Here is a 15,994-nt window from a genome sequence, read left to right on the forward strand (position 1 = left end):
AGCATCTTCGGGAATAAATGTACCTGGACCCAAAGACCTGATTCTAAAAGCCCTCACACTCCTAGGTCCACCCGAAAAGAATTGTTTCACAAATGGGAGTGAAACAGAATTGCCCAAAGGAATACCAACTCCTCCATAAAGCCTGGTGACAAACATAGTTTCTTTTGTGAATTTGTGATAATACCTAAGGTCAACATCATTTTTGATGAATTGGGCATATTCAAGACCAAAAGCAAAACCAGGATTATCAGAATTGAATATAGTGTTGATTCCCTTCAAAAAATTACCTGCAAGGTCTACCGTGGTCCCAAAGTATATGGCGTTTTTTCGATAGACGTCTACAAGCTGGTTATAGTTAAATGTATAATTCATTCCCAATATAAACTGCTGCTCAAAACTTCTTCTCAAGAAAGGATTAGATTCCAATATTTCATCAAACTTTGGTGTGGTGCTGATCAGGTTTACGATACTGAGACTGATGGGATTAAGCTCATGATAAATGTATTTATTGATATTCCAAAAATATCCAAAAGAGGAATTGAATGAATTAATGAGGTATAGATCTGTCCTGTTTTGGTATTCCACACCTGCGGTTATTTTTGTTTTTGGAATTGCTAGTTTAAATCTGTCTTTGACAGGACCAGGAAATAACACCCTCGGAAAAATCAAGGAGCTCTGGAAACCCAATTCAATGGATTGCTGGGCTTCCCGTTCCCCCGAAAGTATTTGAAATTCATATCCCAAATTTGCCGTTAGGTTAAAAACTTCCCCTCCATTAAAAAAATTCCTGTTTTGGAAGTTTAAAATCAAGGCAGGACCGACAAAACTGTTTGACTTAGTGACTCCCTGAACCTCTGCCCGCAAAGCCCTTTTATTAAGCGGTGATAATAGTATTCTGGCATTAAGCGGATAGGTACCATCCTCGCCTCTAACACTATCTGTTTCTTCAAAAGAAATATTGACATACCTAAAATTACCGATAGAAGAAAGTCTATTTGATGTTTGTCTTGAAATCTGAGGGTCAAATTTGCTTCCTTCTTTAAAGAGAACATACTTTTCAAGTAAGTGCGGTTTAAATACCTCTTCAGATTGAATGATATCTATGCCATTTATATTTACTGTATCAGAATCTGTTATAACCTCATTTATCGCATAATTTGGAAATACCTTTATATCATGGATGGTATATGGAAACTTAGATTTAACAGGTGTATTTGTTTTGAGTCTTAAGTAAAGGTCATATCGTTTGTCTTCATATTGATTGGTATCTACTTCGAAGACAAGTAAATCAGCATTGAAATTATAATATCCTTTGGTTTTGAGGTCCAAATCCACCCTTTCCCTTTCTTTTTTCAAAGCATCTAGGTCAAGTTTACTCCCCTTTATCAAAGCTGTTTTGTCAATGGTATTTTTTATTTCTTGGATGATTTCCAGAGAATCTCCCAGAAGCTGATACGTCTCTAGACGATAGGGCTCACTGAATTTCAGGGTATATTCAATTCTTGCGAATTTTCCTTTTTCAACAATTTCATAATTTTCAACCCCATAAAAATAACCCATATTTTCCAACCTGTTTAAAAGGATTCCTGTAGTTCTTTCCGGCTGCACATTGCTGAGATAAACGGGCTTTTCTCCAAATCTTTTTCCCAAAAATCTATTGATGAATCCGGGCTTTTCTTTGCTGCTTTTATAATGAGCCCATAAGCCAAACCTCATTCCCAAAAACTTTCCGTTTGGATCGGGCTTTATGAGATTGTTAAGCTCAGTTTGTAGGGTAGACCTTTCGGATTTGGTCAATGTTGCATCCAAATTCAATTCGTGACCGGTATAGAGCGTTTGACCTTCAGGAATAAACTTTTTGACTCCGCAAGAAAACCCAAGTAGAAGAAAAAAAACCGATATGGTCGGAATTAGCTTATTCATATTGAGGTGTTTTTTCAATTTCTTTTATTTCTTCCGGATCTTCCACAATGTCGCTGTCCTCTTTTTTTACAGCTTTCTGATTACTTTTTCTCCATATTTCCTTAAAGGCATTGAATTCTTTATTGAAAATTAAGGATATTCCTGTTACTACCAACTGTCCGTCAATTACTGATTCAAACTGGTTTTTGCGATAAGCTTTTGCCCTCCATTGTCCTCTTTTTTCCAGTAAATATTCAACACTTAAATCACCAAATAATGCATCTCCCTGATTCATTTCCTGGTTTCCTCCTTCCACATCCACCTGTCCTCCCACGGAAATTACCAAGCGGTCATCCATCAGGGATTGTTTGGCGGCTACATTTAGCTGGGTACGGTCTTGGGCTGCACCTGTCTGGAAATCGGTGTAAGAATCAAGATTGAAATCCAAGGAGAATCCCGAATCACCAAATAGCTTTCCGGAAAGTGCATTGAGCTGACTTGAAAGGACCTGACTTACTGAGGATCTTGCCAGGTTGACTTGACCTCCACCCGATCCGTCATTACCAACCATAGGGAGAAATTGATTGAGAACAAGCAGAGAAAACACCTGCTTGGTCAATTCATCTTCCTGTTCATTTATTTGTTGGACCATACCATATACACTTCCCCCAAATGCACCTCTTTCCTGTTCTGCGAGGTCAAGTTCAAAAGAAATCTCAGGTTTTGATAGCTGCCCGTCAATATTCAAATATACCATGAATGGAAGCACCTGTCTAAACTGGCTCTTGGTATCATTGTCCGTACCACTGAGCTGTGCCTGCATCAGTTCTGCGGCCGAAGTCCTTACATTATAGATGGCTGTCAAGTCAAGACTGGCATCCAAAGGATCTCCTCTCCAGATCACAGTACTTCCCTGAGCAAGTTCAAACCGCCTGTTTACAAGTCCAAAGAGGTTCATTTCATAATGTCCATTTTTTACTTGATACCTTCCGGACATAGAAATATCTCCATTGGGATTCATGACAATATTTAGATCAGCTTCCCCTTGGATTTTGAGGTTGTCATTGGTTCTTTCATCGACGATAAGGTTGAATACCGAATTGGGATCAATCTGCAGATTGGCTTTGACATCATACCCCTTGATGCCCTTTGTGGTCATATCACCTTCTCTTTGGTACATGAGGTCATAAGGATCCTGATGATTTACAAAAATCACGACTCCAGTTCGTTCGACAAGATCCAGCCTGTCCTCAGGGACAATAAAACTCACTTCTGTCCCCTCATTTACCTTAAGCTTCATGGTAACCAAAGGCAGGGAAACTGTTCCACCTATTTGCAGGTCGAGGTCTATATTTGCTTTACCAAAGAAAAGGTCGCTGTCGCTTTTGGTAGAATTCATAACCTGAAATCCTGCCGTTTTAAATTTCAGGTCAAAGCCAATATCAGCGAGGTTTTCGGTGATAAACTTCCCATTGGTGACGAAAGCATCTCCTTGGGCATCCTTGATGGTGAAGTTGTTGAAATATACACCTTGGTTATCCATTTTTATTAATTCGTCAGGAAAAACAAAACTTGTATTCAATTGACTAACCAAAAAGCCGGCCTCTTTGAATGCAACCGTTCCATTAAAAATAGGATCCTGAACAGTCCCTTCCACCTTAAAATCTCCAGTTAAATAGCCTTTAGGCTCCTTCAGTGCTCCTTCAGAAAGGAATTCAAAAAGAGACATTTGGAAAGCATTGAGCTTAACATCCAAATCAAGATTTGTTCTCACTGAATCTGCAAAAAGGGATCCGAAAATATCCAAGTCAATCTCTCCTTCTTTGAGAGCAAGTTTGAAATCATACTCCTTTAGGCTCATGGCTTTTGCCTCAATGTCCAAAAGCCCAAGAGGAATATCGACCACTTCCAAATCTTTTATGCCCAAGTCAGCCAATAGACCGATTGCTCCAAAAGGATTGGCTACAATAAGGTTTCCATTTACAATCCCACGTGCAAGTGGATTTTCAGGATTAAGAAACCCAATAATTGTTTGCAGTGTAAAATTATCAAAGTCCAATCCAAGATGTTCTTCCTCCAATCCGGAAAAATCATTTTTTATCTCAATGGATTGATCTGTATTTGAAAAAACAAAATTTTGAAACTTAATTGAATTAGGAGCATAAGTTATAAGATTGTCCGGAGGAATATCCCAGTTTTCTTTATTGAAAATGAGGTTATTTTGCAAAAAAAGAATTTCCAATGTATCCCCATAATTGGTTAGCTCGGACTCAAAATTGATAATAGTATCCCCTTGGTATTGGGAATTGAAAGCCAAGTTTACCTTTTGGTCCTCAAAATCAGAGTGCAGTTGCGTTTTACCCATATTAAAAGGCTTATAAAACAACCTGTCAAATCCCACATCAAAGGTTAAAGTCTCAGAATCCCCATTTAAATCCATTTTGAAAGTATCAAGTCTGGCGTTTAGATATAGTAAATGGGGCATTCGGATTTTTGTATGGATATTTTGGTCAGAAGAATTATATCCAAATTCAAACGTCAGGGTATCCATCTCGTCAATATCAGCCAAGAGGAGTTGGTCAATAAATGGTGTAGGATGAAATTTGAAAGTAGACTCAGCCACTACATCCAATACCTGAAGGGAATCTGTTTTGCCTACAATCAGCAGATTAAAATAATCCTCCATGGAAAGTGCAAGATTGCCAAAGGAACTGTTAGCTGTAAAAAAACCTTCCAGAAAATCGGACTGAACGCGAATATCTGATATTTGATCAGACAACTTGGCATCAAGCTCCACCAATCCTATTGGAAATTCCCTTTGTTCAAGTTGTATAAAACCATCTGAAATCTCTATGTCGGCTAAATAGCCATCCAGCATTCCGGATAGGTTTCCGGAGACTTTCAACCTAGTCTTGATATCTTGTTTTGTAAGACCAAAAGACATTGTATTGAGATTTCTGATATCGAGCAAAAAATTCAGGTCCGGAGAGACCGTGTCTATCTTGATGGAGGAATTTAAATCAAAATCAAGAAATTCCTTTGCAAAACCCATTTGCAGCGTGGCGACGGTATCTTTTGCGGAAATTTCCAACCCCAGTTCTGATAAATCAACATCCGCCCAGGCCAATTGGCTGAAATCAACTTCCATCAATCCTTCCACATTGTATAGTGCCGTACCGCTACCATTCATATTGGACACCAAACTGATTGGCTTTAAATCCGGTAAGTCTAGGATTTTTCCCAAATCCAATTCTTTGACTTCCAAAGTAGATTGGACAAAATACCGCCCTTCATCCTGAATTCTTCCATCAAATTGGATATTACCATCGCTCGTCTCCAAGGATAAATCGCTCATAAAATCATCCAAACCTCCTTTTGCCATTGCGGACAACTTAATTTCCTCCGGCAAATCATAGGCTCCCTGTTCCAAAAATGCTTCAAGAACTTCTCCTTTGGTAGAGAAAGTAAATTCCTGAATATCCACATCCATTTTTTCGAAATCTGTGGGGTGATTTATCCTTGCTGACCTGACTGTCAGATTCGTATTTCTGCCGTAATTAAGGTTAAATTTTGGGATTCTCAGGTTGTCCAGACTACCTGAGACATCACCTGAAGCTGTAATACCATTCCTTGTAAATTCCTTAAAATAGAATTCGGTTGCCAGTTCCGGTACAAAATAAAGCGCTTCGGAGGCATCTGTCACAAAATCCTGAAGCCGGATTTCAAATCCTGAGTTTTCAGGATTGTTGATCAATCCATCCATGCTTTTGTAGGAAATCAAAAAATCTCCTGATAGCGCTGATTTCGCTGTTTTTGCATCAAGTTTTTCGATTTTTATATTTTTATCATCAGCTTCCAATTTGGCTTCCAGACTTTCAAGTAACAATCCGCTTCCTTCTTTGAAAGACAACAAGTCAATGACGGCTTGCGTCTGTTGGTCTTTCAGAAAAATGCTATGGGCTTCAAAATTCAAATCCGAAATGCTGATCGCGCCCGCATTAAATACCCCTCGTTGAATTTTTTCTTCACCTGAAAAAAAGTTGATTTCATCATTCTCAAGGTTGACCGAACCAACTTCTATCCACCACTCAGGCCATGAAAAAGGAACTTGTTCCTGATTTGATTCGGCATTTTGGATAGTTGGGCTAGGACTCAATCTCAGGTCTATTTTGGAATCAATTAAGGACAGTGTTTTCAGCAGGATCTTATTTTCTTCCAGATTGGCTTCCGGAAGAGAAAGGTAAAATTGCCCGATATCCATTTTTGTGGAAATGCCATCAGGAATGGAGGTATATTCAATTTTGCTGTCTTGGATTTTTACTTTGTCCAGTACCAATAATGGCAAAGGGGAACTAGAAAGTGTATCCACTCCCTCAGATTGAGGAAAAGCGTGGGTTTGGAGGTAAGTGATGTCAGCTTGGTCAATGAGGACATTTTGGATCCCAAAGTCCATTTTGTTCAGATCCAAAATATCTGAATCAATGCGGATTTCATTCCATTTGGCAGCAAGATTTATCCCCAAAACCTGATCACCGTATTGCAGCCTGACATTTTTAAGGTCAATCGGTCCAAAAGAAAGATTTGGAAATGCCGCAACACTGTCAGGTTCTTGAACTATTGTGGAATCTGCAGGACTGACGAATGCATCAATCAGAAAACTAAAATTAAAATCCCCTGACAAGGAATCCCTTTTGACATTGGCCACCAAACCATCCCACTCTATTTTGGAAACATTGATATCTCCTTCCCTGATTAAAGGCATAAAGGCAATACCCGTTTCAAGGCTTTTGGAATAAACCAATGTATCTCCCTGCAAATCTTCCAGATAAAGTCCCTTTAGGAAAATGTTTCCTCCAAAAGTGATGAAAAGCTTGTCTATACTGACGGCTGTCCCAGTTTCATTGGAAACGTACTTGGTAGCCTTTTGTACAATGATATCTTGTCCCCAAGGACTCCTGATAAAAAAGAAAAGCCCAACCAGCAAAAGCAATAAAACCGCTATTGTGATGCCTAAAGTTTTTAAAAATATCCTAATAAACTTTTTGATGGACTTAGAATTTTGATTGTTATTGCTAAATCCAAATATAAGGTTTAAACCCTTTTTAAAACGAATAATTATGCTATTTGTGATTTTCAAATTCCTTCCAGATATGAAGAAACAATCACCTGAAGGTTAACAAATCGTTACCATTCCAAAATTTCAGAAATAAAAAACTTCAATTTCATAATTTGTCAATACAAAGTTCCTTTGAAATGACCCATTTCTTTTTCAGTATACTATTCTTGTTGTCGACCTATTTCTTGGCAGTCCTCGCTTTGTATCAGGGATACATTCCGGGAGGCTACTCAAATATCAAAGGGGAAGATGGTAAAACCCATAAAATCAAACATTATGGCAGGGTTCTAGGGATCAGTTTTATAATCGCCTCTGTCCTTACAGGATTGATGTTTTATTTTTTTGTTTTACCCAGCTATCAGTTTTTACAGTGATTTTATCATTCCTTTTTTAGAGAAGTCAAATTTTTTAGCCATTTTTCCAATGCTAAAATTCTTTTGTACAAACCCTATAAAAACCCATGGACTATATCATCAGACCTTGCGAAGAGAAAGATTTAACCGACTTGGTAAAACTCTGTGCGGCACATGCCGAACATGAAAAATCAGAGTATTCGCCCGAAGGAAAAATAGAGGGACTCAGAGAGGCTATTTTTGGGAAAACCAAAAAACTAAATTGTTGGATTGTCGAAATCGATGGAAAAGCAGAAGGTTTTACAACGTTCACGATTGATTTTTCAACCTGGGATGCTGCACCTTTTCTATATATGGATTGCCTGTTTTTGAATGAAAAATGCAGAAGTACAGGCATCGGCGCGGAAATCATGCGTAGAATTCGTGAAGTCGCCAAAGAAAACAAGTGTGTCAATATCCAATGGCAAACGCCTGAATTCAATGTGCGGGCCATCAAATTCTATGTAGGACTCGGAAGTACCGGAAAGCAAAAAATGAGGTTCTTTTTGAAGCCTTAGGATTTGGTATTGGGTCAGTAGTTATTTGGTTAATGGTTACTTGCTTAATTTGTAAATGATTTATAGCTGGAAAATAAAACAAAAAAACCTCCAGAGTTCGGAGGTTTTTTTGTTTTGAGAGGAATTCAAACTCAATCAAATAAGTCAAACTTCACTCCAAAATTGATTCGGGCATTGTAATATTCTTCTTGGGCAGTCCTTTCCCTGATGCCTTGGTAGTACCTCAATGGTTGATTGGTCAGGTTGTTGGCTTCAGCAAATATTCTCCAGTTTTTTGTAAATGCATAGGAGGCATTGACATCCAAGAATGTCTGACGGTCATAGTACAGATCTTCAAAATTAGATCCGCCGACTTCGTCGATATAACCACTCGCGTGGTTGACCGATACCCTAAGAACCAATTTCTCAGTCTCAAAAGACAAGGAAGCATTGAACATGTTTCTTGCAGTACCAGGCAATTTGAGGTCGTCATTTTCTCTTCCTTCAATTCCTGTAGTCCTTGAATCAGTAAAAGTATAATTGGCAAAAATACCAAGGCCTTTCCAAATGCCAGGTAGAAAATCAAACTGTCTCTGTATGGAGGTCTCAAAACCATAAACACTTGCTGTACCTCCGTTTTCGGGTCTTGTCAATTCTATCAGCTGTCCAAATTGAGGATCAACGACATTCAATTGGGTATTTTGATAGATAAAATTATCGACATCTTTGTAAAAACCTCCAGCTGTGAATACACCTACAGACTCATAATAATTTTCAAACATTAAATCAAAATTCATTGAGGTAGTAGCAACCAGGTTTGGATTGCCTCTTTGAAGTGATTGGTTTTCAGGGCTAAAGATTGCAAATGGAACCAAGTCGAAATAATTTGGTCTCGCAATGGTATTCGCCCAAGCAAACCTTACAATCCTGTTTTCATTGATGTCGTATTTGAAATGGGCCCCAGGCATAAAGTTTGAATAATTATCAGAAACTGTAGCCGATTGGTTATAGGTCTCCTCATCCTCATCAAATTCATACCCACGGTATTCGAGGTTGGTATTTTCCAATCTCAACCCAAAAATTGCTGATAGCTTTGAATTGAACTGATAATCAGTCATCACATAACCTGCTGTAATGGTTTCAGAGGCCTGATAATTACCTGTGATGTATTCTGACACTGCATCTTCATAATCAAACAGGGATTCATTTTTCAGATCTAATCCACCCAAAAATTCTTTGTCCACAAATCTACCGGGGACATATTGCGGTCCGTTGAGAAAAACCCTGTCATTTTGAAAGGAATAAGGAAGCGATCCCAAATTATTTCCTCCGGGGCCAAGATCAACGATAGGGTCATAGACATCATAGGAATCCGTTCTTTCTTTGTATTTGGATCTTACCCTTCCTCCAAATTTCAAAATACCTTTATTAGCCGCATAAGGCAAAGTAAAATCCACCCTTCCGTTTAAATCTTCTTCGAATGTAGTGTTGTTGGATTCATAGATTTCATTCAGACCCAGTCCCAATTCGTCATCCTGATTGACCAAAGTGGTCAGAACCTTGAAAGGATCCCTGATATCCAAAATCACATCAGCATTACTTCTATGTGTGATATATCTTTCATTAGGTCTGTCTTCGGAAGCTTTGGCGTAAGTTCCGTTCCAAGTCATTTTCAGTTTATTAAAAATATGACTTCCTGAAAGTGTGGTATTGATTACCCTTTGGTCTTCAAGACGTGCATTCTTAACCCTATCATTATCAATCCCACCTTTTGTCTGAATGGCAGTCCTTCCTCTCATCTGAAAAAGGTTGTCTTCAATTTGGGTAAATTCTCCGGATTCAAAAGGCCTGTCTGTACGGTCTACTCTGAATCTATACCTGTTTTCCCAATCATCCCTCCAATTGTACATTGTGTTCAATATGATGGAGTGGTTTTTATTGAAATCATAATCCAAAGCCAGGGAAGCGGACCTTCTAACCCTCTGTACATTATATTTTCTCAAGTCAAAGTTATTTACCACTACAGGATTATTGGCATCATCTGTCTCCGCCCATTGAGCTTCATAATTGTCAGAACCGAAGGTATGGTTATTGTATGAACCTGAAAAAATCACTCCTAATTTGTCATTGGCAATCCTGTCCCCGATGATCAATCCTCCTGTCCAGATAGGTTTGTTCGTTAAAAGATTTACGCCAGTAGCAGCTGTACCCGAAACCCGTAATCCGTTGGGTGCCTTTCGGGTTACCAGATTTACTGCACCTCCAATAGCATCAGCATCCATGTCAGGAAGCACACTTTTGTTTACTTCAATTGTCTGAATCATGTCAGAAGGTATCAAATCCATTTGAATCCTTCTGTTATCACCTTCTGCAGAAGGAACCCTTTCCCCATTGATCATGACAGAATTCAACTCAGGTGCCATTCCCCTGATGATGATGTTTCTGGCTTCTCCCTGGTCATTTTGCATGGTAATTCCGGGAACCCTCTTGATAGCATCACCGATATTGGCATCTGGGAACCTACCAATCTGATCTGCGGCAACAATATTAGTGATGTTTGAATTTGTCTTTTGCTGGTTCAAAGCCCTTGCCTGGCCTTTAAGTCTATCCCCAAACACAATGACCTCGCCGCCTTCCAAGGTTCCGGGCATCATCTGAAATCTCATATCCAAAGTCTGACCGTCTTGCAGGGAGATTTCTTTTGTCAAAGAAATATAACCCAGATAAGTCACAGTAACCGTATAATTCCCAGCCGGGATTCCTTGAATGAAGAAGTCCCCCAACTGATTAGAAACTGAACCTTTGCTGGTTCCTTCAAGGATGATATTTGCCCCTGGAAGTGAAAGGTTCTGATCATCAATAATCTTTCCCCTGAAAGTAGCCTGGGCCAATATTTCTCCTGAAAACAGGAAAAAGCCCAGCATTAAAATATAATGTAATTGTTTTTTCATATGAAATTTGGTTAGTTTTTTATTATTCTTTTGATTTTAAGATTTTACCGGCCAAGTCCTCCCATCTGTAAATCTGGAAGGTTTTGTCATCGGACATGGCCACAAACATTCCTTTGGTAAAGGTGCTGTTTAAGGGGAAGCTTGTGACTTCTGAGCCATCACTTGAAATCGTTGAAGTTTTGAGGATAGTGATCAGGTCGTGTTGATGGGGATTGGAAGAAGCCCCCTCTCTAGGGAAAACATGGAACTGGTTGACCTCTTGATCGGAAACCAAAATGTAACCTGTCTTCTCATCAAGCTTGTAAATGGATATTCCTTCGTGGTCTTGGGTAAATCCTTCAGTTGCAAAAAGTGCCAACTCTTCATTTCCTTTGGCGGGGTCGGCAAAATATTTCCTGACTCCCACTCCTTCATCAGAATAATATATGAAGCCTAATTCATTGTCCACAGCGATGGATTCGATTTCCTTGCTGCCGCTGTATTTCCCAAACTTCCTGACCAATTCAAGTTCGATTCCTTTCTCGGATCCTTTGATTTCATATTGCCATAAATAGGTTCCGTCAGTTGGTCCTGTTTTCCTTCCTGCGATGACATAGTGTTTTCCATTTACCTGATCATGAAAAACAGCCACACCCATGAGGTCCCGGTACATTTCTGCTGTTTCTCCCACGAACACCTCTATTCCTCCTTCCTGCATTTCTTTCATATCTGGAAGTGAATAAAATCTGAGCTTGGAAGTCATTCTCTCGCCGGTTACAGCAAAATCCACCTCACTTTCGCCCATTTTCAATCCATAGGAAACATCCACATTGTTAGGTCTTTGCAGTCCTCTGACTATTAGAGAATCAATTTTTTTACCCTTCAGGTCAAATACAAACAATGCTCCATCTGCGTCTTTATCGGTTCCGATTATCAGGCTTTGAGATGGATCAGCTGGGTTGATCCAGATAGCAGGATCATCAGTGTCGTGAATAACTGAGTCTGTTATGTATACAGGCTTGACAGTTTCCTCATTATTTTCAATCACAATATGATTAGTGTCAGTCTGTCGCTGACAGGAAGAAAACAAAAGGGAAAACAAGAGTGAAAAAGCAGTAAGTTTTTTATTCATGTTATTTTTTTAAAACACAAAACTATAGGTCAACTTATAGTCTGCCTATTATTTTGCATTATCAAAAAGGCAACAATTGAAGAATAAACTGTTAATGAAAAAAAATGAAATGCTTGAAAAAAAACAATTTAACCTATTGATATATAATACTTTAAGTTATGTTAATTTTAAATTAAGGAGAAAAAAACCAACTTGATAAGATTAAATTTAATTCACATTATAAACTTCATCGTAGAAAATCAGTATTAAAAAATACTCCTTTTGGGGTATGGTTTTCAAGGTATATTTTTTGGAATTTTCCATCCGTCAAATACCCTAGTTTATGGAAATCGATTTACAATTTGGATTGCAACCTGAAACAAATCCATTATTCCAGAATATTATTAACAGGACTGACATCCGAAAAATCGGATCAGGCAAAAAACAGTTTCCTCTTAAAAAAATCACTGATTATCAAAATGATAGAATCGCCATCCCCACCATGGAGGGCCATGAGTTCCTTTTTGTAAACAAAATAATCAGGTGTGAAGCAAAAGGGAACTACTCTGAGATAGTCTACAATGAGGATAACCGTAAAATCCTAGTTTGCAGACAATTGAAAAGCATAGAAAAAGTCTTGACCAAAAATGGATTTATAAGAATCCATCATTCCCACCTTATAAATCCACTTTACATCAAGAAAATCCTAAAAACAAACGGTGGATTGGTAGAACTTGAAGATGGCTCCAAAATCAGAATTTCGAAGAACAAAGAGGAATTGATGGAAATCCTTTTCCATTCAATCAAAAAATTTTGAGATAAAGTCCTTCAAATAAAAAAACAACAAAGCCAAATAGAGTCTATTTGGCTTTGTTGTTTATGGTTTTATCAAATCAAATGGATTACATTTTGTTGGCTTCCTTCAGGTTTTCGATTGCAAGTTCAAAATCCGGCTGAACCTCTAAAGCCTGATTCAAAGCAGCAATTGCCTCCGGCTTATTTTTCTGGTACATGTATACCATCCCTTTAAGATTTAGCGCAGCGGCTTTAAGTGTGACCTCTTGAGTGGTGTTGTCATTTTTTGGGAAACCTACTTTTTCTTCAGAGGATTTAGGTGCTTTTACCAACATGTTGATGGAATTCAACGCCTCTTCCTGTCTGTTGAGTGAATACTGCATGTATGCAGTTTTATAAAGGCTAAACAGGTTGTTGGTCAGTAGGTAATGTCTTTCAAAATTAGGAAGTGCTTTGTCCAATGCCCCCAATTGCTCCAATGAATTGGCCGCTACCTCAAGGGCAATTAGGCTTTTGTCATTCATTTCCAAAATATCCAAAGCAGATACCGCTGCAGAAGTGTATTGTCCTCCTTCAAAATAAAGTGATGTCAGCGTTTCCGGGTAAGTAATATTGGTAGGATTTCTTTCTATCAATTCAAAAAGCTTCATCCGGGCAACAGCCAAATCATTGTATCGCAAAGCCAATTGGTAAATTTTTTTGTCAATTTCATTCCTTTTTAGGTTTGTTTCAGTTTCTACAGGTTTATCCTGGGCAAAACTCACAGTGGCGATTATCATCATGAAAGCCACCATCATCATTATTTTATTCATCGTTCTTATTGTTAAATCGTTTTCAATCCTTTAGAGGCGGCTAATTTATATAATAAGTCCATAGCTTCTACTTTATTGTTTTGAATTTGTCCATCCAAAATCGCCTCCTTGATCTCTTCTTTCAGTTCGCCTACTACTTTTGAGGGCTTTAGGTCAAACAATGCCATGATTTCTTCTCCGGAAATAGGTGGCTGAAAATTCCTGACTTGGTCATTTTCCTCCACTTCCTTCATCTTTTCCTCCACCTTGTCAAAGTTGGCCAAAAACCGTTGCACCTTGTTGTTGTTTTTGGAAGTGATATCTGCGCGGCAGAGTTTCATCAAATCCTCAATGTCATTTCCCGCATCAAAAAGCAGCCTACGGACAGCAGAATCAGTCACCTTCTCCGAAACCAAAGAAATCGGCCTTAGATGCAGTCTGACCAACTTTTGTACGTATTTCATCCGATCGTCCATAGGCAGTTTCATCCTGCGGAAAATCCCCGGAACCATTCTTGAGCCCTTGTCTTCATGGCCATGAAAAGTCCATCCTACTTTCTCATTAAACCTCTTGGTCGCAGGTTTCGCAATATCGTGCATAATGGCAGCCCACCTCAACCACAGATCCTCTGAAACCTGTGAAATATTATCCAATACCTGCAGCGTATGGTAAAAGTTATCCTTATGTGACTTATCTCCTACCGAGTCAACACCCTGAAGTTCTACCATTTCGGGAAAAAACTCCTGCAACAGTTTACTCACAAAAAGCAGCTTGAATCCATAGGAAGGCTTTTCTGTCAGGATGATTTTATTGAGTTCGTCGATAATTCTTTCAGCTGATACGATCTGTAATCTGTGTGCATCATGGACAATGGCAAGGAAAGTATCCGGCTCGATGTCAAATTTCAATTGAGCGGCAAAACGGATCGCCCGCATCATCCTTAGGGGATCATCTGAGAAAGTGATGATCGGATCGGTCGGCGTCCTGATTGTTTTCCTTTTTATATCTCCTATCCCATCAAAGGGATCCATCAATTCTCCATAATTATGGGAATTGACCGAAATCGCCATGGCATTGATGGTAAAGTCCCTGCGTTCCTGATCTTCCTGCAAAGTACCGTCTTCCACAATAGGTTTTCTGGAATCGTGGCTGTAAGATTCTCTCCTAGCACCTACAAACTCTACATCCCAATCCTCCAACCTGATATTTGCCGTACCAAAATTTTTGAAAACCGACAGCGGCACATGCTCCTCAAAGCTGTCAGCCACTGCTTTTGCCAAGGAGATGCCACTTCCCACACACACAAAATCAATGTCCTTGCTTGGTCTTTTCAAAACAAGATCACGGACATACCCGCCGACAACGTAGGTTTCTAATCCTAACTCATCAGCAATCCGTCCGACGCGGCTGAATATTTCTAATTGGTCTAATTGGGGTTTGAAATTCATGCTCTAATTATTTTGACGTCCCCATCGGGGCTCAAAAACATCTCTTTGGTACCTGCACTCAAAAGTGGGAAAAAGTCCTCTGTAACCATATCCCATTCTTTGGCTTTGCTGAACTGCAAGATCAAAGGTTGGGAAAAAGCAAATAACAGCTTGTTCCAAAATTCTTTCCTGATCACTGAGAATTTGACCTTTCCTTCTAGGACCGGTCCGTTTTTCAAAATCCTGTTGACAGGGGTGTGGTATATCGTCGGCTTGGTGGCGTAGTCTATGATATCCAATGACACTTCAGAAAACTGCTCTGCCACATTCCGGATCTGGAATACATCAAAAAAAAGAAAAATGCCTTCTTTGTCATCTTTTGCAGCATCCCAGCTTTTCGGGGCAACCAATTCCAAGATAGTACCATGACCATCCTTGATCCTGATTCTTCCCTTTTCCTTGAGGACATTGACTGCATCTTTGATTTCCATTCCAAATTTTTGCTCAAAAATAAGGCGGATTATTGGAAGGACTGCTAAAGGGGATTACAAAGTTTATGTTTGGTAGGGAATTCTGTCAAAAATCGGCTGCTACCTGCTTCTCCAAAATCAGGATTAGTATTGCTTCTCGCAAAGACGCCAAAATGCAAAGAAAGGTTCTCAGAATTGTACCCACGAAGACACGGAGGCACAAAGTAAAATCTTCAAGACATAAAGACTTGGAGCAAATGTCTCTGTTATCCTACATCTCCAAAAGCTGGATTAATTTGTTCTTGCAAAGACGCCAAAACCAGTCGGATGGCTTTAAGCCGTCAGACCTTTTTTAAAGTTAATTTTTCCTGCTTAAATTTTATTCAGCTAAAAATAAAATCCACCGCCAATTGTGCATGCAGCTGTGTGGTAGAAATCAAGGGAAAATCCGTTTCTTCCTGTTTGATCAGAAGCGGTAGTTCGGTGCAACCCATTATCATTCCTTCCGCTCCTCTCTCTTTCAAAAGCGTCATTTGTTCCAAATAAAAAGCTTTGGCTTCATC

At 39.1% G+C, this 15,994-nt stretch carries 11 protein-coding genes; 3 read left to right on the top strand and 8 right to left on the bottom strand.

What is annotated here, in order from left to right; all coding sequences use genetic code 11:
• Together tamL and ACZFYI_RS05735 are read right to left on the bottom strand one after the other, a co-directional pair.
• On the bottom strand, positions 1–1,923 hold a 1,923-nt coding region (gene tamL / locus ACZFYI_RS05730; protein WP_462523160.1), incomplete at its 3' end, for a translocation and assembly module lipoprotein TamL.
• Positions 1,916–6,892: a translocation/assembly module TamB domain-containing protein gene (locus ACZFYI_RS05735; RefSeq protein WP_462523161.1), complete on the bottom strand. Its 4,977-nt coding sequence runs from the start codon at positions 6,890–6,892 to the stop codon at positions 1,916–1,918. The genes ACZFYI_RS05735 and tamL, both read right to left, overlap by 8 nt.
• Positions 6,893–7,155: 263 nt before the next feature.
• Between ACZFYI_RS05735 and ACZFYI_RS05740 the strand changes: the two genes are divergently transcribed.
• Together ACZFYI_RS05740 and ACZFYI_RS05745 are read left to right on the top strand one after the other, a co-directional pair.
• Positions 7,156–7,392, top strand: a complete 237-nt coding sequence (locus ACZFYI_RS05740; RefSeq protein ID WP_462523162.1) for a hypothetical protein — start codon at positions 7,156–7,158, stop codon at positions 7,390–7,392.
• A gap of 86 nt (positions 7,393–7,478) precedes the next feature.
• A complete protein-coding gene (locus ACZFYI_RS05745) occupies positions 7,479–7,928 on the top strand; it encodes an N-acetyltransferase family protein (RefSeq protein ID WP_462523163.1) in 450 nt (149 codons plus the stop codon).
• Between the two features lie 131 nt (positions 7,929–8,059).
• Here the strand turns inward: ACZFYI_RS05745 and ACZFYI_RS05750 are convergent, their stop codons facing one another.
• Together ACZFYI_RS05750 and ACZFYI_RS05755 are read right to left on the bottom strand one after the other, a co-directional pair.
• Complete coding sequence (locus ACZFYI_RS05750; RefSeq protein ID WP_462523164.1) at positions 8,060–10,858, bottom strand: TonB-dependent receptor; 2,799 nt, start codon at positions 10,856–10,858, stop codon at positions 8,060–8,062.
• A 22-nt stretch (positions 10,859–10,880) separates the two neighbouring features.
• Positions 10,881–11,969, bottom strand: coding sequence for a phytase (locus ACZFYI_RS05755; protein WP_462523165.1), 1,089 nt, complete (start codon positions 11,967–11,969; stop codon positions 10,881–10,883).
• Between the two features lie 322 nt (positions 11,970–12,291).
• Here ACZFYI_RS05755 and ACZFYI_RS05760 point away from each other — a divergent pair, with 322 nt between their 5' ends.
• Positions 12,292–12,765: a LytR/AlgR family response regulator transcription factor gene (locus ACZFYI_RS05760; RefSeq protein WP_462523166.1), complete on the top strand. Its 474-nt coding sequence runs from the start codon at positions 12,292–12,294 to the stop codon at positions 12,763–12,765.
• An 85-nt stretch (positions 12,766–12,850) separates the two neighbouring features.
• Here ACZFYI_RS05760 and ACZFYI_RS05765 read toward each other — a convergent pair whose 3' ends face one another.
• The 4 genes from ACZFYI_RS05765 to ACZFYI_RS05780 form a co-directional block, all read right to left on the bottom strand.
• Entirely contained in the window at positions 12,851–13,555 is a 705-nt protein-coding gene (locus ACZFYI_RS05765) for a tetratricopeptide repeat protein (RefSeq protein ID WP_462523167.1), read from the bottom strand.
• Positions 13,556–13,566: 11 nt separating this feature from the next.
• Positions 13,567–14,982, bottom strand: a complete 1,416-nt coding sequence (locus ACZFYI_RS05770; protein WP_462523168.1) for a CCA tRNA nucleotidyltransferase — start codon at positions 14,980–14,982, stop codon at positions 13,567–13,569.
• On the bottom strand, positions 14,979–15,452 hold the full coding sequence (locus ACZFYI_RS05775) for a hypothetical protein (protein WP_462523169.1): 474 nt from the start codon (positions 15,450–15,452) through the stop codon (positions 14,979–14,981). The genes ACZFYI_RS05770 and ACZFYI_RS05775 overlap by 4 nt, the downstream gene beginning before the upstream one ends.
• A 362-nt stretch (positions 15,453–15,814) precedes the next feature.
• On the bottom strand, positions 15,815–15,994 hold a 180-nt coding region (locus ACZFYI_RS05780; protein WP_462523170.1), incomplete at its 5' end, for an aspartate/glutamate racemase family protein.

It is taken from the genome of Aquiflexum sp. (assembly GCF_977115555.1).

What these genes read in the sequence shown, in the direction of transcription:
- ACZFYI_RS05765 (WP_462523167.1), bottom strand. Translation starts at nt 13,555, where the DNA reads ATGAATAAAATAATGATGATGGTGGCTTTCATGATGATAATCGCCACT.
- ACZFYI_RS05775 (WP_462523169.1), bottom strand. Translation starts at nt 15,452, where the DNA reads ATGGAAATCAAAGATGCAGTCAATGTCCTCAAGGAAAAGGGAAGAATC.
- ACZFYI_RS05740 (WP_462523162.1), top strand. Translation starts at nt 7,156, where the DNA reads ATGACCCATTTCTTTTTCAGTATACTATTCTTGTTGTCGACCTATTTC.
- ACZFYI_RS05750 (WP_462523164.1), bottom strand. Translation starts at nt 10,858, where the DNA reads ATGAAAAAACAATTACATTATATTTTAATGCTGGGCTTTTTCCTGTTT.
- ACZFYI_RS05770 (WP_462523168.1), bottom strand. Translation starts at nt 14,982, where the DNA reads ATGAATTTCAAACCCCAATTAGACCAATTAGAAATATTCAGCCGCGTC.
- ACZFYI_RS05755 (WP_462523165.1), bottom strand. Translation starts at nt 11,969, where the DNA reads ATGAATAAAAAACTTACTGCTTTTTCACTCTTGTTTTCCCTTTTGTTT.
- ACZFYI_RS05760 (WP_462523166.1), top strand. Translation starts at nt 12,292, where the DNA reads ATGGAAATCGATTTACAATTTGGATTGCAACCTGAAACAAATCCATTA.
- ACZFYI_RS05745 (WP_462523163.1), top strand. Translation starts at nt 7,479, where the DNA reads ATGGACTATATCATCAGACCTTGCGAAGAGAAAGATTTAACCGACTTG.